The organism is Streptomyces sp. NPDC058758, from assembly GCF_042746075.1.
Lineage (GTDB): Bacteria > Actinomycetota > Actinomycetes > Streptomycetales > Streptomycetaceae > Streptomyces.
The window spans coordinates 135,563-153,860 of sequence record NZ_JBHYPS010000007.1; the positions used below are offsets into that span (position 1 = coordinate 135,563).

Annotated in this window: 13 protein-coding genes; 5 read left to right on the forward strand and 8 right to left on the reverse strand. The window is 74.4% G+C overall.

Annotation, left to right across the window (positions count from 1 at the left end; all coding sequences use genetic code 11):
- Positions 1–16: 16 nt before the first annotated feature.
- Positions 17–382: a YrdB family protein gene (locus ACFW6A_RS11925; RefSeq protein ID WP_386486456.1), complete on the reverse strand. Its 366-nt coding sequence runs from the start codon at positions 380–382 to the stop codon at positions 17–19.
- 203 nt (positions 383–585) lie between these two features.
- On the opposite strand from ACFW6A_RS11925, the gene ACFW6A_RS11930 reads away from it, so the two are divergent.
- Positions 586–1,422 carry a hypothetical protein gene (locus tag ACFW6A_RS11930; protein WP_386486454.1) on the forward strand — a complete coding sequence of 279 codons (837 nt, stop codon included), beginning with the start codon at positions 586–588 and terminating at the stop codon, positions 1,420–1,422.
- Positions 1,423–1,437: 15 nt separating this feature from the next.
- On the opposite strand, the gene ACFW6A_RS11935 is transcribed toward ACFW6A_RS11930, so the two are convergent.
- The gene (locus tag ACFW6A_RS11935; protein WP_386640194.1) at positions 1,438–3,480 is read right to left on the reverse strand and encodes a SpoIIE family protein phosphatase; all 2,043 of its coding nucleotides are present in this window, start codon (positions 3,478–3,480) and stop codon (positions 1,438–1,440) included.
- A 95-nt stretch (positions 3,481–3,575) separates the two neighbouring features.
- Positions 3,576–5,147, reverse strand: a complete 1,572-nt coding sequence (locus ACFW6A_RS11940) for a phosphodiester glycosidase family protein (protein ID WP_386640197.1) — start codon at positions 5,145–5,147, stop codon at positions 3,576–3,578.
- 192 nt (positions 5,148–5,339) lie between these two features.
- Here ACFW6A_RS11940 and ACFW6A_RS11945 point away from each other — a divergent pair, with 192 nt between their 5' ends.
- The 3 genes from ACFW6A_RS11945 to helR all read left to right on the forward strand — a co-directional run bounded on the left by ACFW6A_RS11945 (position 5,340) and on the right by helR (position 8,974).
- Positions 5,340–5,936 carry an HD domain-containing protein gene (locus tag ACFW6A_RS11945; protein ID WP_386486107.1) on the forward strand — a complete coding sequence of 199 codons (597 nt, stop codon included), beginning with the start codon at positions 5,340–5,342 and terminating at the stop codon, positions 5,934–5,936.
- 375 nt (positions 5,937–6,311) lie between these two features.
- Positions 6,312–6,593 carry a hypothetical protein gene (locus ACFW6A_RS11950; RefSeq protein WP_351852679.1) on the forward strand — a complete coding sequence of 94 codons (282 nt, stop codon included), beginning with the start codon at positions 6,312–6,314 and terminating at the stop codon, positions 6,591–6,593.
- A gap of 221 nt (positions 6,594–6,814) precedes the next feature.
- On the forward strand, positions 6,815–8,974 hold the full coding sequence (gene helR / locus ACFW6A_RS11955; RefSeq protein WP_351852682.1) for an RNA polymerase recycling motor ATPase HelR: 2,160 nt from the start codon (positions 6,815–6,817) through the stop codon (positions 8,972–8,974).
- Between the two features lie 27 nt (positions 8,975–9,001).
- On the opposite strand, the gene ACFW6A_RS11960 is transcribed toward helR, so the two are convergent.
- The 4 genes from ACFW6A_RS11960 to ACFW6A_RS11975 form a co-directional block, all read right to left on the reverse strand.
- Entirely contained in the window at positions 9,002–10,402 is a 1,401-nt protein-coding gene (locus ACFW6A_RS11960) for a GH1 family beta-glucosidase (protein ID WP_351852669.1), read from the reverse strand.
- A 96-nt stretch (positions 10,403–10,498) separates the two neighbouring features.
- Positions 10,499–11,410: a carbohydrate ABC transporter permease gene (locus tag ACFW6A_RS11965; RefSeq protein ID WP_351852671.1), complete on the reverse strand. Its 912-nt coding sequence runs from the start codon at positions 11,408–11,410 to the stop codon at positions 10,499–10,501.
- Positions 11,407–12,354, reverse strand: coding sequence for a carbohydrate ABC transporter permease (locus ACFW6A_RS11970; protein ID WP_386640201.1), 948 nt, complete (start codon positions 12,352–12,354; stop codon positions 11,407–11,409). The genes ACFW6A_RS11965 and ACFW6A_RS11970 overlap by 4 nt, the downstream gene beginning before the upstream one ends.
- A gap of 442 nt (positions 12,355–12,796) precedes the next feature.
- Positions 12,797–14,101, reverse strand: coding sequence for an extracellular solute-binding protein (locus tag ACFW6A_RS11975; RefSeq protein ID WP_351856991.1), 1,305 nt, complete (start codon positions 14,099–14,101; stop codon positions 12,797–12,799).
- A gap of 335 nt (positions 14,102–14,436) precedes the next feature.
- Between ACFW6A_RS11975 and ACFW6A_RS11980 the strand changes: the two genes are divergently transcribed.
- Positions 14,437–17,235 carry a glycosyl hydrolase gene (locus ACFW6A_RS11980; protein ID WP_386640203.1) on the forward strand — a complete coding sequence of 933 codons (2,799 nt, stop codon included), beginning with the start codon at positions 14,437–14,439 and terminating at the stop codon, positions 17,233–17,235.
- Between the two features lie 16 nt (positions 17,236–17,251).
- Here ACFW6A_RS11980 and ACFW6A_RS11985 read toward each other — a convergent pair whose 3' ends face one another.
- On the reverse strand, positions 17,252–18,283 hold the full coding sequence (locus ACFW6A_RS11985; protein WP_351856987.1) for a LacI family DNA-binding transcriptional regulator: 1,032 nt from the start codon (positions 18,281–18,283) through the stop codon (positions 17,252–17,254).
- Between the last annotated feature and the right edge of the window lie 15 nt (positions 18,284–18,298).

Here is an 18,298-nt window from a genome sequence, read left to right on the forward strand (position 1 = left end):
CCGCCGGACACCGTGGCTAGGAGGGCTCCCGGTGTCCGGCGGCCCGCCGGCTCACCGTCACCATCGCCGTGTTCACGGCGGCCACGACGGCGAACACCACCGCGCCCGTCCCGTGCCCCAGCCCGGCCAGCGCCAGCGCCGCGGCCCCGAAGACCAGCGCCTTCACCACCAGGACCCCCGCCAACGGCACCCGTATCCGGGCCTTCGGCGCCGCGAACAGCCCCCACGCCGTCGCCGCCGCGGCGGGCACCCCCACGGCCAGCAGCCCCCGCAGCACCACCGGTTCGGCCGCGCTCCACCCCCACCAGGCCAGGAACCCGAGCGCCGCCACCTCCAGCACGAACGCCAGCAGATCGCCGAACACGCCCACCACACCCTTCACGGGCCACCCCCTCCACGCCCGGCCCCCGAGGGACACCGGGAACACCCCCTGGCCGCACGGCCAGGGCCGGACCCGGGATGCTATCCGCCCGGCCGGCCGGACGTCCGGCGGGTGGGCCGAAGGGGCGGTTCGGGTGACTCGGGGTGGATTGGGTCGTTGCACGCGTCAGACGATCACACGGCGAAGACACGGAGGTGGTTTCCGTGAGCGTTCAGCAGGTCACGGCGGTGGGGACCCTGGTGCTCGACAACCCGGAGGACGTACGGGACGCGGCGGCGGCGCTCGCCGGGGGGCGGGCCGTCGCGCACGGCTTCGGCAACTTCTACGCGCTGACCTTCCGCCCCGACCGGGAGACCGTCGAGCGCGTCAACCGGATGAAGGGCCGCCAGGCCGGGCGGCCCGCGAGCCTGACCACCGTCCCCGAGCGCGTCCCGGCCGCGTTCGACTGGACCCGCCTCCCCGACGGCGTGCCCTGGCAGCAGGTCAGGTCGCTGACCGACGAGCTGCTCGGCCTCGGCCCCATCGGCCTGCGCGGCCCGGCGGCCGGCCGGGTCCCGGCCGCGCTCGTCGGCGACGACGGGGGCGTGCCGACGGCGCAGGTCGTCGTGCCCGGCACCCGCTGCCCCTCGCACGCCTTCCTCGGCGCGGCGCTCGGACTCACCGGCGGCGACTTCCTGGCCGTCACCTCCGCCCACCGCTCCCGCCGCCCCGCCGGCCACGACCACGAACCCCCGCACTGGCGGGCCGAAGGCCTCGCCGAGGAGTTCGGCGACGAGCCCGGAGTCCGGATCCTGGCCCACGGGGACGAGGGAGCCGCCCGCCGGCGCCACCCCTTCCACCGGCCGACGTCCGTCAGCATCCTGTCCTTCCACCGCACCGCCGGACACACCCGCTCCGGCCTGCCCGCCCTCGTCCTGGAACGGCAGGGCTCGCTCTCCGCCGACCACATCCGCGCCGTCGCCGCCAACCACGGCTTCGGGCTCGCCCTGGCCCCGCGGGCCGCCGCCCCGCTCACCCCCCGGTCGTACGCCCTCGCCTGACCCGGCGGGGCCGCCTCAGACCGGGGGATCCGCCCCGTCCAGCGCGATCTCCGCCCACACCGTCTTGCCCTCCGCCTCGTAGCGCACGCCCCACGCGTCCGCGAGCGTCGAGCAGATGTGCAGGCCGCGCCCGCCCTCGTCGCCCGCCTTGGCGTGCCGCAGGTGCGGGGCGGTGACCGCGCCGTCGCGGACCTCCAGGGTGAGGGTGGACTCGCCCCGGAGCAGCCGGAGGACGACGGGCGGGGCACCGTGCCGGACCGCGTTGGTGACCAGTTCGCTGACGATCAGTTCGACGGTGAGCGGGTCCACCCCGAGGTCCCACTCCCGGACTTGCTCCTCCGCCGCGTGGCGGACCGGCGCCACCCCGGACAGCTCGGCCGGCACGTCCCACTCGGCGACGTCCGTGGCCGGGAACCGCAGGGTGCGCGCCACCAGGAGGACCCGCTCGGGCACCAGCAGGGCCGCCAGGTCGTCGGCCATGGCGTGCGGGCCGCGGTCGGGGGCGGCCAGCGCCGCCGCCACCCGGGCCCGCGACGGGCCCCCGTCGGCACGCGCCGAGGAGGCCAGACAGAGGGTGGTGCCCTCCGGCAGGAGGTGCGAGGAGCAGGCGAACGGCGGCCCCTCACCGCCCAGCAGCGGACCCTCCTCCACCAGCTCCGTGTCGAGGGAGCCGTCCGGCCGGACGGCGGCGCACAGCGAGCCGCCCGCGCGGGCGAGCTCCAGCCGCCCGGTCACCGGATCGTGCACGGCGATCGTGCAGCTCGCGGCGGGCTCGTCGACGTCGTGCGCCGACGCCTGCTCCCGGGCGAGGCGCTGGGTCACCGTGTGCAGCCGGGCCAGCAGTTCGTGCGGGGACAGGTCGAGCGTCGCCAGGCTGTAGACGGCCGTCCGCAGCCGGCCCATCGTCGCCACCGCGCTCAGCCCCGGCCGCTCCACCTGCCCGACCACCAGCGCCACCCGCGCGCCCGGCAGCGGGATGACGTCGAACCAGGACCCCGCCCCCGTGCCGCCCGGCCGGTGCCGCTGGGCGAGCTCGACGGCGTGCCGGGTCTCGCCCTCGGGGCGCAGCGGCCAGGACTGGAGGGCCGTCATGACGATGTGCTCGCGGGTGAAGCGGAGCGCGTTCTCCAGGCAGGTCGCGGTGTGCGCGGTGATCCCCTCGACGAGCGCGAGGTCGTCCTCGGTGTACGCGTCGGCCCCGGGCGGCCGACGGAAGGCCACGGCCCCGAGGAGCTGCCCGCGGACCGAGAGCGGCGCGATCAGCCGCACCTCCCCGTCCTTCGTCACGAGTTCCGGCCCGTCGGGCAGCCGCTCGCCGAACAGCCCGGGCAGCAGCACCGCCCCGGCCTCCGGCAGCGGCCCGTCCGCCCGGCAGGTCCCGGAGCCGCCCACGGCGGTGCACCGCAGCAGCGGCGTCTCGCCCGCGCGGCGCAGCTCCGGCGGCTTGCCGCGCAGCACCGCGTCGGTCAGCGCGACCACCACGGAGCCGGCGAAGCCGGGCACGGTCACCTCGACCAGCTCGCGGGCGGTCCGCTCGACGTCCAGGGTCCGCCCGATCCGCTCCCGCACCTCGTACAGCAGTCCGAGCCGCTGCTGGGCGCGGACGCGTTCGGTGACGTCCGTGACGGTGGCGACCAGCCCGATGGCCGGCCGGTCCGCGCCGTCCGGCCCCGGGTGGCGCAGCGGGTAGACGGACACGGAGTAGACCCGCTCGCGGCCCGAGGCGTCCGGCGGACGGGCCGGCACGAGGAGGTCCCGGACCGGCGGTCCGCCGTCGAGGACGCCGCGGAGCACGTCCTCCTTCACCTCGACGCCGAAGGTCCGGTACGCCTCCGCCGCCGGCCGCCCGAGCACGTCCTCCTCCGCGACGCCCCGCACGGCGAGCACCGCGCCGGTGACCCGGACCAGCCGCAGGTCCCGGTCGAGGACGTGCACACCGATCGAGGCCTGCCGGAACACGGTGTCGAGGACGGCGCGGTCGAGGACGGACACCGCCACACCGGTGCGTGCGGGCGCCGCCCCCTCCTCGGCGGACGGGGGCGGGACGTCCTCGAACATGTGCACCTGCCTGCGGTCGACACCGGGTCCAGGCCCAGTCTCGCCGCTCCGGGCGGCCTCCGCCTGTCGCGGCGCCGCTCACCGGCGGACGCGGGTCACCGGGGCAGCAGGAGCAGCCCGGTGCCGAGGGAGCGCTCGCCGGTGGCGTCCGAGGGCCGGTTGACGACGCCGGCGGCCGTCGCGAGGACGCTCGAACCGCCGCCGTCGAGGTTGAGCGCCTCGCGGGCGCCCAGCGCGCGCATCAGACGGGCCGCCCCGTCGATGCTCAGGCCCTCGCTGACGCCGGGGCGGCGCCCGTCGGCGACGACCAGCAGCAGCCGGCCCTCGGCGTCCCGGCCGATCATGGACCGGGGGTTGGCGCGGACCGTCCAGTCGTAGGTGAAGGACTGGTCGGCGCCCTCGCGGACGATGCCGTCGGCCACCGCGTTCACCACGACCCGGCCCCCGCGGACCAGGGACGGGCCCACCTGGAGGATCGTCGTGTCGGGCCGGAGCGCGACCGGGCGGCCGGCACCGTCCCGCACCCGTTCGTCGAAGGTCAGGGTCGCGCCGACCCGCGCCGTGCGCAGCAGCCAGGCGGCGCTGTCGCCGATGGCCTGGAGCGTCGAGCCGCCGGGCGGGACGGCCGCGCCGCGCACGGCGCGGACGGCCGTCACCCGGCCCTCGGCGTCGAGCACGGCCTCGGCGCCGGGGCCGGCCGGGGGAGCGCCCCACTCGGGGGTGAAGCGGACGAGCTCGCCGGGGTCGGTGCACTTGACGTCGTGCTGGGGGCGCTCCGTCGGCAGGTCGCCGCCGACGCCGCCGCAGTTCCACACCTCGCCGGGGAGCCGGTTGACCCCGTCGACCTCAGCGGTCTCGCCGCCGGCCGTCACGGTCACCCGGGCCGTGAAGGTGTCGACGGCGAAGGAGCGGCCGCCGCCCTCCAGCCGTATGCCGGCCCGGCCCTGGGTGGCGGAGCCGAGGAGCTTGCCGTCCTTGACATACAGGCCGCCGGGCGCGTCGTTGTAGAACCACTGGCCGTTGATCCCGGCGACGGCGCCGGTGGCGCCGATGAGGTCGGTCAGCTTCTCGGTGCCCTTGAGGGCGGGGCCGTGCTCCGCCTCCAGCCGGCCGCCGAAGGCGGCGAGGTCGACCCGGAGGACGTGGACGCGCTGGGGCGCGTCGTCGGCCGTGCCGTCCTGCGCCGTGTAGCGGGTGCGGGCGGCGAAGCCGGCGTCCTTCAGCCGGCCGACGAGGGCCGTGGCCCCGGCCTCGTCCGCGAAGCGGCCGGTCCGCACCGTCCAGCCGAGCACCCCCGCCCGCCGGTCCGCGTACGCCGGGGTGCTCACCCGCTCCACGCGCGGCGTGAAGCCGGCCGCGCGCAGGGCCTGCGCGACCCCCAGCGCGGTGTCCTGCGGGCCGAGGGCGAGCGTCGCCCCGGCCGTGGGGCCGCCGGGGCGCGGGGGGAGGTTCACCTGGACGGTCCAGACGTCGTCGGCGTCCCGGTGTCCGTACGTGAGGGTGGTGAGCGTCACGCCCGGGGCCGGCGTCCCGGTGACGCGGACGGCTCCGTGGAGGGCGTGGCCCGTCGCGATCGAGGGGCCGTCGGGGCGGGCCTGCGCGAGGGGCACCGAACCGGCCGACATGACCACCGCGGCCGCCAGGAGGAGGAGGGGCCTGCGCTGCATGGGAGTCCTTCCGAGGGGGAACTGCCTGGATATCCAGGGAACGTGCCGTCAGTTACCGGACGGTGACGGGGAGTTCGACTGCGGTGGCAGCACGGGGGAAGGTTCGGTTCCCCTCCTGCCGACGGCGCCCGGCCGTCCCGCCCCCGCCGCGCCCCGGCGGGGGGCGGAGTCCCGCCCCGTTATCCTGCCGGTGTGGAGATCCCCTCATATGACGAGATCCGGGCACTGCACCGGAAGCACGCCCCCAGCGACGCGGCCTTCGAACTCGTCTTCACCCACTGCGAGATCGTCGCCGCCCTCGCCGACCAGCTGCTCTCCCGCTCCGGACGGGGCGCCGACGCGGACCTGGTCCGCGCCGGCTGCCTGCTCCACGACATCGGCGTCTACCGGCTGTACGACTCCGCCGGCCGCATCGACGGGGCCTCCTACGTGACCCACGGCGTCCTCGGCCACCGGCTGCTCGCGGAGGAGGGCCTGCCCGAGACCCTCTGCCGCTTCTGCTCCTGCCACACCGGCGTCGGCCTCACCCGGGAGGACGTCCTCGCGCAGGGCCTGCCCCTCCCGCCCGCCGACTACGTGCCCGTCACGCCGGAGGAGCGGATGGTCATGTACGCCGACAAGTTCCACAGCAAGAGCACCCCGCCGCGGTTCGTCTCCCCGGACACCTTCGAGGCGCGGATCGGCCGCTTCGGCCAGGAGAAGGCCGCCGTCTTCCGGTCCCTGCGCCGCCTGTACGGCGACCCCGAACTCGACGCCCTGGCCGCCGCGTACGGGCACGCGGTGACCTGAGCGACCGGCCGGCGTCAACGGGTGGCCGCGACGACCGTGGCCACCGTCACGGCGGCCCGTCGCCCCCCGCGCGTGGCGGATCGCCTCCCGCACGCCCTTCCCGGCCCGCGGGCCCTCCGTCTCCCCGGACCCGTCGTCCAGGGACAGCGGCGCGAGCTCCTCGGCGAGCGTGACCGTCATCGGCGTCCTTCCGGCGGGGGCGACCGCAGCATGATCACCCGGCCTCGCCCGGGAGGACGGCCCGACGGCCCGTTCGGTTCCCCCGAAATGTGTTCGCCCGGAGCCGGCCGGCGAGCCGTTGTCAGTGGCGGCTGCCACCCTGGGGTCATGGACAGGCAGAGCGGGAGTCCCGGGGACGGGGGGAAGGGCGGCGGCATGGGCGGGGACCGTGACGAGGAGCTGCTGAGGGGCCGGGTCTACGGCCAGGACCACGACGACCCCAGACCCGGACCGCGGCCCGGGCACGTCTACGCGGAGCTGGTCGGCGGCCCCCTCGACGGGCTGCTGCTCGACGTCACCGGATGGACCGCCGGGCAGATACGCGCCGGCGCCGTCCTGGAGACGGAGCTGAGTCGCTACGGATCGGGGGGAAAGGCCGTGTACGGTCCGCGGGAAGGCGACCCGGCGCACTTCGACTGGACCGGCGACACCCGCTGACGGGCCGGGGAGGCCGGAGGAGCGGGCGCGGCGCGCACGGCGGCCCCCGGACGCACTCCGAACACGCGCCGGACACGCGCCGGACATACGAATGGCGGGAAACTTCTCCCGCCATGTTCAAGGTATAGCGCAAGGGGGGCCTTGCGGCAAGGCCCCCCGCATGCCGCACAATCGCACACCGAACCCCCGTCACCTGCCGAAACGAGATTGCGCGCGTGCCCATGCCTCTGCGGACCACCGGCCCCTTCGAGCTTCCCGACCGTCTCGCCGCCAAGGCCGCCCCGGCGCTGATCGCCGACGACGAGAAGCACTTCGCGGCCGTCGCGGAGAGCCTCGAACAGGCCGTGGCCGAACTCTCCGACCGGCTCGACGCGGTGCTCCGCGAACCCGGCGGCGCGGGCCGCGAGGCCATGGAGCGCGACCTGGAGGTCCACCGCCTCTCCGGCCGGCTGCGTGCCCTGCGCCGCTTCGGCCTGGACCTCTGCCTCGGACGGATCGTCTCCGCCGACGACACCGAACCCCTCTACATCGGACGGCTCGGCCTCACCGACGGCGACGGCAACCGGCTGCTCGTCGACTGGCGCTCACCCGCCGCCGAGCCCTTCTTCGCCGCCACCCACGCCCACCCCATGGGCCTGGCCAGCCGCCGCCGCTACCGCTGGAACGGCGGCCGGATCACCGACTACTGGGACGAGGTCTTCACCGAGGGCGGACTCGACGAGCACGCGGCCCTCGACGACCAGTCGGCCTTCATCGCCAGCCTCGGCACCAACCGCTCGGAGCGGATGCGCGACGTCCTCTCCACCATCCAGGCCGACCAGGACGCCATCGTCCGCGCCGGCTCGCGCGGCGCCCTCGTCGTCGACGGCGGCCCCGGCACGGGCAAGACCGTCGTCGCCCTCCACCGCGCCGCCTACCTCCTCTACTCCGACCCCCGCCTCGGGCACCGCCGGGGCGGCGTCCTCTTCGTCGGCCCCCACCAGCCCTACCTCGCGTACGTCTCCGACGTGCTGCCCAGCCTCGGCGAGGAGGGCGTGCGCACCTGCACCGTCCGCGACCTCGTCCCCGAAGGGGCGGCCGTCCGCCCGGAGAAGGACCCCGGGGTCGCCCGGCTCAAGTCCTCCGGCGCGCTGGTCCGGGGCATCGAGAAGGCCGTCCGCTTCTACGAGGAGCCGCCGGCCGAGACCACCCGCGTCACCACCGACTGGGGCGACCTGACGGTCACCGCCGAGGACTGGGCCGAGGTCTTCGACGCGCCCGGCCCCACCACCCCGCACAACGAGGCCCGCGAACTGATCTGGGAGGAGCTGGTCGCCCTCCTGAAGGAGAAGGCGGGCGACGCGGTCCCGGAGGTCCTCTTCGAGCGCGCCCTGCGGCACGACCGCGACCTGGTCGGCACCCTGAACCGCGCCTGGCCCATGCTGGAGCCCACCGACCTCGTCGGCGACCTGTGGACCGTCCCCGCCTATCTGCGCCTCTGCGCGCCCTGGCTCGACCGGGACGAGGTGCGCGCCCTCCAGCGCGCCGACGCCCAGGCCTGGACCGAGTCCGACCTGCCGTTCCTCGACGCGGCCCGGCAGCGCCTCGGCGACCCCCGCTCCAGCGCCCGCAAGCGCCGCGAGAAGGCCACCCTGGCCGCCCGCAAGGAGCGGATGGCCGGCGTCATCGACAACATCGTGCGGTCCGACGACGACGGCGAGGGCGCCGTCACCATGCTCCTCGGCAAGGACCTCCAGGACAGCCTCGTCGACGACGGCGGCCTGCCCGCCACCGCCGGCGACCCGCTGGCCGGCCCCTTCGCCCACGTCGTCGTCGACGAGGCCCAGGAACTCACCGACGCCGAATGGCAGATGCTGATCTCCCGCTGCCCCTCGCGCAGCTTCACCATCGTCGGCGACCGCGCCCAGGCCCGCCACGGCTTCACCGAGACCTGGCGGGAGCGCCTGGAGCGGGCCGGCCTCGACCGCGTCGAGATGGCCTCGCTCGGCATCAACTACCGCACCCCGGAAGAGGTCATGACCGAGGCGGAGCCCGTCATCCGCGCCGCCCTCCCGGACGCCAACGTGCCGACCTCGGTCCGCTCCTCCGGCATCCCCGTCCACCACGGCACCACCGCGGAACTCGACGACCTCCTCGACTCCTGGAGCGCCGAGCACCCCGACGGCGTCGCCTGCGTCATCGCCGCCGAGGGACACCTGCCCGAGCTGGGCGACCGCCCCCGGGTCAGGGCGCTCACCCCGAGCCTCTCCAAGGGCCTGGAGTTCGACCTCGTCGTCCTCCTCGACCCGGAGGAGTACGGCGAGGGCATCGAGGGCGCGGTCGACCGGTACGTGGCGATGACCCGCGCCACCCAGCGCCTCGCCGTCCTCACCACCCCCTGACCGGAAGCGCGGCGGCGTGCCGGACGCTCAGGACGGCAGCCCGCCCCGCGCGATCACCTCCGCGTACCAGCGGGCACTGTCCTTGGGCGTCCGCCGCTGGCTCGCGAAGTCCACGTGCACGATCCCGAACCGCTTGCTGTACCCGAAGGCCCACTCGAAGTTGTCCAGCAGCGACCACAGGAAGTAGCCCCGCACGTCCGCGCCGTCCTCGATGGCCCGGCGCACCGCCGCCAGGTGCCCGTGCAGGTACGCGACCCGCTCCGGGTCGCGCACCTGCCCGGACGGGTCCGCGTAGTCGTCGTACGCGGCACCGTTCTCGGTGATCACCAGCGGCACGTCCGGCAGCTCGTCGCGCAGCCGCGTCAGCAGCTCGTACAGCCCGTCCGCGTCCACCGGCCAGTCCATCGCCGTCCGGGGCCCCGGCGCCGGCAGGAAGCGCACGTGCCGCTCCGCACCCGCCCACGGAGACGGCGACTCAGAGGACCCCGCGGCGACCACCGTGGGGGAGTAGTAGTTCAGCCCGAGCGAGTCGATCGGCGCCGAGATCGCCGCCAGGTCCCCGTCCCGTACGAACCCCCAGTCCGTCACCCCGGCGGTGTCCCGCACCAGGTCCTCCGGCAGCCGGCCCCGGAAGACCGGGTCCAGGAAGATCCGGTTCGCCACCGCGTCGATCCGGCGCGCCGCGTCCCGGTCCTCCGCCGACTCCGTCAGCGCCCGCACCACGTGCAGGTTGAGCGTCAGCGACACCTCGGCCCCGGCCGGCAGCCCCTCCCGCAGCGCCGCGACCGCCAGGCCGTGCGCCAGGTTCAGGTGGTGCGCCGCGCGCAGCGCGTCCGCGTCGGCGGTCCGGCCCGGGGCGTGCACGCCGTTGCCGTACCCGAGGAAGGCGGCGCACCACGGCTCGTTCAGCGTGGTCCAGGTCGCGACCCGGTCGCCGAGGCCCCCGGCCACGATCCCGGCGTACTCGGCGAACCGCTCGGCCGTCTCCCGGCGCGGCCAGCCGCCCGCGTCCTCCAGCTCCTGCGGCAGGTCCCAGTGGTAGAGCGTGGCCACCGGCCGGATGCCGGACTCGCGCAGCTCGTCGCAGAGCCGCCGGTAGAAGTCCAGGCCCTTCTGCAGGGCCGGCCCGCGCCCGGTCGGCTGGACGCGCGGCCACGCCACGGAGAACCGGTAGTCCGTCACGCCCAGTTCGCGCATGAGGGCCACGTCCTCGCGGACCCGGTGGTAGTGGTCGGCGGCGATGTCACCGGTGTCGCCGTTGCGGACCTTGCCCGGCGTCCGGCTGAAGGTGTCCCAGATGGACGGTGTCCGGCCGTCCTCCGTGGCCGCGCCCTCGATCTGGTAAGCGGCGGTGGCGGTGCCCCACCGGAAGCCCTCCGGGAAGCGGAGCGTCGCGGAGGACTCGGGGCGTGCGTCGACGGCGGTCATGAGCAGGCAACTCCAGGAAGAGGGGAGAGGGAAGAGAGAAGAAGGGGGAGGGGAGGAGAGGAGGAAGGGAGGAAGGGGCGGGGCGGGGGGCGGGGCTCAGCCCTTGACCGCGCCCTGCATGATGCCGCCGACGATCTGACGGCCGAGCAGGCCGAAGACCAGCAGCACGGGCAGCGTGCCCAGCAGGGTGCCGGCCATGATCACGGACTGGTCGTGGACGTAGCCGCCGCCGAGCTGGCGGAGCGCCACCTGGACCGTCGGCTCCTGCGAGGAGAGCGCCACGATCGGCCAGAAGAAGTCGTTCCACGCGGCCATGAAGGTGAGCAGGCCGAGGACGGCCATGCCGGGGCGGGCGATCGGCACCACGATCGACCAGAAGATCCGGGCGGTGGACGCGCCGTCCACCCGGGCCGCCTCGATCAGCTCGTCGGGCAGCGACTGCACCAGGTACTGGCGCATGAAGAAGACGCCGAAGGCGGAGACCAGACCGGGCAGGATCACCGACTGGAGCTGGTTCACCCACTGCAGCTCGGCGATCAGCATGAAGAGCGGGATGACGCCGAGCTGCGGCGGGATCATCATCGTCCCGACCGTGATCGCCAGCAGCGCGCCCCGGCCGCGGAAGCGCAGCTTGGCGAAGGCGAAGCCGGCGAGGGTGCAGCACAGCACCGTGCCCACGGTGATCGAGCCGGACACGATCAGCGAGTTGAGCAGCGCCTTGCCGATGTCGGCCTCGGCGAGGACCGCCTCGAAGTTGCGGATCAGGTGCGGGCCCGGCACCAGCGAGGGCGGCACCTGGGCGAGGTCGGCGTTGGTGCGGCTGGCCGCGACGATCGTCCAGTAGAAGGGGAAGGCCGAGACGAGCACGGCCAGGATCAGCACGGCGTACGCGAGCGGTCCGGCCTTCAGGGTCCGTCCGGCGCCCGACCTGCGGCGGCGGGCGGGGGCCAGGGGGGCGGCCGGAACGACCGGCGCGGGCGGTGCGGGCGGGTCGGCGAGTGCGGTCATCGGCCGGCCTCCTTGCGGGAACGGCGGCGCGCGATCAGGGCGTTGACCCCGACCAGCACCAGGATCAGCAGGAACATCACCCAGGCGATCGCGGCGGCCCGGCCCAGGTGGAAGAAGCCCCAGCCCTGCTCGTACATGTACAGGCCGAGGGTCTGGTACTGGTGCGAGATGCCGCCCGACATGGAGCCCTCGAAGAGCAGCGGCTCGCCGAAGAGCTGGGTCGCGCCGATCGTCGAGACCACGACCGTGAAGAGGATCGTGGGACGCAGCCCCGGCAGCGTCACGTGGAAGAACTGCCGCCACCGCGAGGCGCCGTCCATCTCGGCCGCCTCGTACAGCTCGGACGGGATGGACTGCATGCCGGCGAGATAGATCAGCGCGTTGTAGCCGGTCCACCGCCAGACCACGATCGTGGAGACCGCGATCTGCGAGGTGAGGGTGCCGTTCTGCCAGTCGACCGGTCCGACGCCGACGAGCCCGAGGACGTAGTTGAAGAGCCCGAAGTCACGGCCGAAGAGCTGGGCGAAGACGAGGGTCGCGGCGGCGACGGAGGTGGCGTACGGCAGTAGCATCGCCGTCCGCAGGAACGTCCGGCCGCGCAGGTGGTAGTTGAGCAGGTGCGCGAGTCCGAGGGCCATCACCAGCTGCGGCACGGTCGACAGCACGCCGATGGTGAAGGTGTTGCGCAGCGCGGTCCAGAAGAACTCGTCACCGAACAGGGCGGTGTAGTTGCCGAGCCCGCGCCACTGCATGTCACCGGGTGTCTGAAGCTCGACCCGGTAGAGGGACACGTACGCGGTGTAGATCAGCGGGAAGAGCCCGAAGGCGGCGAAGAGGGTGAAGAACGGGGCGACGTAGGTGTACGGCGACACCGCGCGCCAGGCCCGCCGGAGGGCCGGCGGGCGGGGCGCGGTGACGGCTTTCGCCGGTGCGGTGAGGGTCACGGTGCGGCCCTTCGGGAGGTGGTCACGGAGGAGGGGAGCGCGGGAGGAGGGCCGGGGCGGGGGGAGCCGCCCCGGCCGGGCCGGAGACCGGCCGCCCCGAAAGGCGACAGGCCGGTCGGGGGCCGGCCACCTCGGGGGTGCCCGGTCGGGGATCGCCTACCCGGAAAGGCGGCAGGTCGGGGGCCGGCCACCCGGGAAGGCGGCCGGCCGGGGCCGGCTACCCGGGAAGGCGGCAGGTCGGGGGCCGGCCACCCCGGAAGGCAGCCGGCTGATGGGGGGGCGGCCGCTTCGGAGGGCGACCGGCCGAGCCGGTGGTCGGCCGCGCCGGGGGTCGGCCGAAGCGGCCGGCCCCCGACCGGCCAGGGGCCGGGTCGTCCCGGAGCGGCCGGGGCGCCCCGGAGCGGCCCGGTCGGCCCCGACCGGCCGGGCCGGCCAGAGGGGGTCAGCCGAGGGTGTTCGCGACGCCCTTCTTGGCGTTCTCCCAGGCCTTCTCGGGGGCGAGGCCCTTGCGCTCGACCTCGCTCAGCGCGTTGGTGATCTGCTGGTTGATGTTCTGGTCGTGCACGCCGAGGACCTGCACCGGGGCCGCCTTGGCCGCGTCGCCGAAGATCTGCCCGATGGGCGCGCCGGAGAAGTACGGGTCCGTGGTGTCCGCGACCTCGGCGATGGCGCCGGTCGAGGAGGGGAAGTTGCCCTGCTTGGCGAAGATCTTGGCCTGCTGCTCGGGGGCGGTGAGCCACTTGATCAGCTCGTACGCCTCCTTCTTGTTCTTGGCGGCACGCGGCACCGCGAGGTAGGAGCCGCCCCAGTTGCCGGCGCCGCCGGGCAGCGCGGCGATGTCCCACTTGCCCTTGCCGGTCTCGCCGGCCTGGCCCTTGATGTAGCCGAGCATCCAGGCGGGGCAGGGGATGGTGGCGAAGGAGCCGGCGGCGAACGCCTGGTTCCACTGCGGGGACCACTGGTCGAGCTTGGCGCTGAGCCCGGCGCCGCTCGCCTCGACGGAGGTCTCCCAGGCGGTCTTCAGGGCGGGGTTGGTCTCCCAGATCAGCGCGCCGGAGGCGTCGTAGTAGCGCTCCTTCTCCTGGCCGATCATGATCGAGAAGAGGCTGCCGACGCTGTCCAGCCAGGCGCTCTTGGCGGGGGCCTTGGCCTTGTACTGCTTGCCGAGTTCCAGGTACCCGTCCCAGGTGGCCCACTTCTTGGCGAGTTCGGCGCGGTCGGTGGGGAGTCCGGCCTGCTCGAAGAGGTCGGTGCGGTAGCACATCGCCTCGGGGCCGACGTCGGTGCCGAGGCCGAGGACCTCGCCGCCCTTGCCGGTGGCGGCGGCCCACTTGGCGTCGGCGAACTGGTCCTTGAGGCCGTCGGCGCCGTACTTCCGCAGGTCCTCGAAGCGGTCGGCCTGCTGCTGGGTGACGGAGGCGATCCGGCCGACCTCGATGCCCTGCACGTCGGCGAGGCCGCCGCCGCCGGCGAGCCGGGTCTGGAGCGACTTCCAGTAGTCGGCCTCGTCCTCGGTGTCGGTCTGCTTGATGGTGACGTTCGGGTGGAGCTTCTCGTACTCGGCGTAGAGCCCGGCCTCCTTGTAGCCGAAGGAGCCGAAGAGGTCGACGGTCACCGTGACCTTGCCGCCCGGCTTGTCGGAGGCGGTGCCGGAGGCGCCGGACCCGCAGGCGGCGAGCAGGGAACCGGCGAGCGCGACCGCTCCGAGGCGGAGTGCGGCCTGGGTGGCGGCTCGGGTGAGGGGCATGGACGGGCTCCCTTGGCGTCGGGGCGGATCGGGGGAGGTGGGGCGGGCGCCGCCGGGTCTTCCCGGGGCGGCCCGAGAACGCTTGAGAGCGCTCTCAAGAACGGTCTGGAGCGTGCCCCGACTCTCCCGCTCCCGTCAAGACTCGAAGACGTAACGTCTCGGAATCGAAGGCTTCCTGCGGAACGCCCGTCCCAACTCCGCTTCGTGTCCCTTCTCTTGACGCCCAGGTTTCGAGAGTTTTACGTTGCGCACTGCTGAGAGCGCTCTCAAGAGCCGTCGCACCGACGGTCGAACCCCCACGACCCCCCCTCCTCCGAGCCAACGAGGTGCTGTACGTGTCAGCTCCCCGCTCCCGACCGGCCGCGTCGCTGGTCCTCGTCTCCGCCCTGGCCGCCGCCGGTCTCGTACCGGCCGCCGCCGGCCCCGCCTCCGCCGCCACCGTCCCCGTGGGCGCCGGCGGATACTCCGACACCCGCCCCGCCGGGACCTCCGGGCCCACCACCAACACCGGCGCCCCGGTCACCCCCAAGGTGACCGCCGCCGCCAAGGACCGGCCCGTCCCCACCAACGACTGGTGGTCCTCGCTCGCCTTCCAGCGCTACGGCGACAACCCGTACTCGACCCCCATGTACGGCCACCCCCTCACCTACCAGGCCGTCGCCGGCGGCCTGGAGATCGGCTACCCCACGACCCCGGCGATCGTCGGCGACGGGCGCCAGTACGAGTTCCCCCACAAGGCCGACCTCACCCTCGGCCTCACCGGCCTCAACTCGCCCGACGCCAAGGCCGACGACTGGTCGGACTGGACCGTCACCCCCTACTGGTCCGACGGCGCCCGCACCCTGCGCACCACCATCGGCCACGGCCTGCCCTTCGTGTACGCCAAGGGCAGCGGAGGCGACGCCCGGATCACCACCGCGTCCGCGCCCACCGTCTTCGCCGACCAGGGCAACGTCCTCGGCATCACCGTCGCCGGCCACCACTACGCCCTCTTCGCACCCACCGGCACCGACTGGAACGTCTCCGGCACCGCCCTCACCGCCGGACTCGGCGGCAAGGACTACTTCTCCGTCGCCGTCCTCCCCTCCACCGACGCCCTCGCCACCTACCGCCGCTACGCCTACAGCTTCGTCACCGGCTCCCGCGTCGCCTGGTCCTCCTCCGGCGGCAGGGCCAACGCCACCTACACCCTCACCACCGAGGCGAAGGAGGGCACCGAGACCGGCACCCTCCAGGCCCTCTACCGCCACCAGTGGCTGAACTCCACCGACCCCCTCACCCCGTACACCTACGTCTCCCCGCGCGGCACCATGAAGGTCCGCGAGGGCCGCTCCTTCTCCACCAGCCGCAAGCAGGCCGCCGTCCTGCCCGGACTGCCCGCCACCGGCGCCGTCGACCAGGCCCGGCTGCGCACCTACCTCAACGAGGTGGTGAACTCCGCCGACCCGTTCTCCGGCGCCACCGACACGTACTGGACCGGCAAGGCGCTCGGCAAGCTCGCCCAGCTGGTGCCGCTCGCCGAACAGCTCGGCGACACCGCGCTGCGCGACCGGCTCCTCGGACTGATCAAGGGCCGGCTCCAGGACTGGTTCACCGCGGGCGGCGCGAACGAGTTCTCGTACGACCGCACCTGGAAGACCCTGACCGGCTACCCGGCCTCCTACGGCAGCGACACCGAACTCAACGACCACCACTTCCACTACGGCTACTACGTGTACGCCGCCGCGATCGTCGCCCAGTACGACCAGGCGTGGGCCGCCGACTCGGCCTGGGGCGGCATGGTGAAGACCCTGGTCCGCGACGTCGCCAACCCCAGCCGCACCGACACGGCCTTCCCCTTCCTGCGCGGCTTCGATGTCTACGCCGGGCACAGCTGGGCCTCCGGCCACTCCGGCTTCGCGGCCGGCAACAACCAGGAGTCCTCCTCCGAGTCCACCAACCTGAGCGCAGCCCTCGTCCTGTGGGGCTCCGCCACCGGCGACACCTCCCTGCGGGACCTCGGCGGCTACCTCCTCGCCACCGAGTCCGACGCCGTCGGCCAGTACTGGTTCGACGCCGACCAGCAGGTCTTCCCCGGCTCCTTCGGGCACGACACCGTCGGCATGGTCTGGGGCAGCGGCGGCGCGTACTCCACCTGGTGGACCGCCAACCCGGAGGAGATCCACGGCATCAACACCCTCCCGGTGACCTCAGGGAACGCGCTGCACATGGGCGCCTACCCGGGCGCGATCCGGCGCAACCTGGCCGAGATGGAGCGCGAGAACGGCGGCCCCGCCGTCGAATGGCGCGACATCCTCTGGGAGTTCGAGTCGCTCGCCGAACCGGCCCGGGCCAAGGGCAGGTTCGACGCCACCGGAGGGAACTACACCCCCGAGGCCGGCGAGACCCGCGCCCACACCTACCACTGGCTGACCACCCTGGACGCCCTCGGCGCCCCCGACGCGAGCGTCACCGGCTCCATCCCGACCTCGGCCGTCTTCCTCAAGGGCACCGAACGCACCTACGCCGCCCACAACTACGGCTCCGCGCCGGTCACCGTCACCTTCTCCGACGGCAAGTCCCTGACCGTGCCCGCCCGTTCCACTGCCACCGGCAAGGGCACCGGCACGATCCCCTGCGGCCAGCCGGGCGGACCGGCCTGCCCCGAGCCGGGCACCGGCGACACCTTCCGTCTCAAGAGCGGTGGCCAGCTGACCACCGCCACCGACACCGCCGCCGGCAGCGACACGATCGCCTCGGCCGGCGGGGCCAACCACGACGGCACCCCGTACCAGCCGCTCGTCTACGAGGCGCGGAACGTCACCGGCACCCTCACCCCGGGCGCCGCCACCGCCTTCCGCCTCGCCGTGGACGCCGGCACCACCGTCGGCCTCGGCCAGCAGGTCCGCGTCAGCTACGACCTGACCGGTGACGGCACCTTCGAACGGACCGAGACCTACCACTACTTCGCCACCGACCCGGTGACCGGCTGGGAGCGCTACGACCAGACCCGCGGCCTGAAGTCCGCCACCGGCACCCTCGGTGACCTGCGCGGCGGCACCGTCCGCGTGGAGCTGTGGAGCGCCATCGGCAACGGACCGGCGACGGTCAGGACGGGGACGGCGGACTCCGTCGTGGTCATCCCCTTCGACTGACGGGGGGCGCCGGGCCTCAGGCCGAGGCCCGGCGCACCAGCGTCGTCGGCGTGATCAGCGGGTCCGGGGCGGGCGCCCCGGACCCGTGCTCGTTCAGCAGGCGCATCAGCAGCCGGACCATCAGCCGGCCCATGCCCTCGATGTCCTGCCGGACGGTCGTCAGCGGCGGGTCCGTGCGCTCGGCGATCGACGCCACGTCGTCGAAGCCGACCACGGCGACGTCCTCCGGCACCCGCAGCCCCCGCTCCCGCAGCACCCGCAGGGCGCCCGAGGCCATCAGGTCGTTGGCCGCGAAGACCCCGTCCACGTCCGGGCGCCGGTCGAGGAGTTCGGCCATCGCCCGGGCGCCGCTCTCGGACGTGAAGTCGCCGTGGCCGAACAGGGCGGGATCCGGGTCCCCGAGCGCGTCGCGGTAGCCGTCGGCGCGGTCCACGGCCGAGGTCTGGTCCCGGGGGCCGGCCAGGTGCGCGACGGTCCGGCAGCCCCGGTCGACCAGGAGCCGGACGGCCTCGCGCGCCCCGCCGCGGTTGTCGCAGTCGACGTACGGCATGTCCGGGCCGATCCCGTCCGTCGGCCGCCCGCCGAGCACCGTCGGGATCTTCGCCCGGCGCAGCACCGCCGCCAGCTCGTCCTCGTCGTGCAGGGAGAAGGCGAGCGCGCCGTCGACGTGACCGCCGCCGAGGTAGCGGGCGATCCGGTCGTGATCGCCCGGCCCCTCCACCCACAGCAGCACCAACTGCGAGTCGTGCGCGGTCAGTTCGCGGCTGATGCCGCGCACCTGCTCCTGGAAGAAGGGGTCGGAGAAGATCCGGAACTCCGGCTCCGCGATGACCACCGCCACGGCGCCGTTGCGCCGGGTGACCAGGGTGCGGGCCGCGAGGTTCGGGACGTACCCCAGCTCCTCGACCGCCTCCCGCACCTTGTCGGCCAGCGGGGCGCGGACCCCCGCGCCGCCGTTGACGACCCGCGAGACCGTGGCCCGCGACACCCCGGCGCGGGCCGCGACGGCCTCCAGGGTGGGACGGGCGCCCGTCGTCTGCTCGGCCACGTCGGCCCCCTTCGT

Coding starts and splice junctions, on each gene's coding strand:
- ACFW6A_RS11975 (WP_351856991.1), bottom strand. CDS start 14,101: ATGCCCCTCACCCGAGCCGCCACCCAGGCCGCACTCCGCCTCGGAGCG.
- ACFW6A_RS11940 (WP_386640197.1), bottom strand. CDS start 5,147: ATGCAGCGCAGGCCCCTCCTCCTCCTGGCGGCCGCGGTGGTCATGTCG.
- ACFW6A_RS11950 (WP_351852679.1), top strand. CDS start 6,312: ATGGGCGGGGACCGTGACGAGGAGCTGCTGAGGGGCCGGGTCTACGGC.
- helR (WP_351852682.1), top strand. CDS start 6,815: ATGCCTCTGCGGACCACCGGCCCCTTCGAGCTTCCCGACCGTCTCGCC.
- ACFW6A_RS11965 (WP_351852671.1), bottom strand. CDS start 11,410: ATGACCGCACTCGCCGACCCGCCCGCACCGCCCGCGCCGGTCGTTCCG.
- ACFW6A_RS11960 (WP_351852669.1), bottom strand. CDS start 10,402: ATGACCGCCGTCGACGCACGCCCCGAGTCCTCCGCGACGCTCCGCTTC.
- ACFW6A_RS11935 (WP_386640194.1), bottom strand. CDS start 3,480: ATGTTCGAGGACGTCCCGCCCCCGTCCGCCGAGGAGGGGGCGGCGCCC.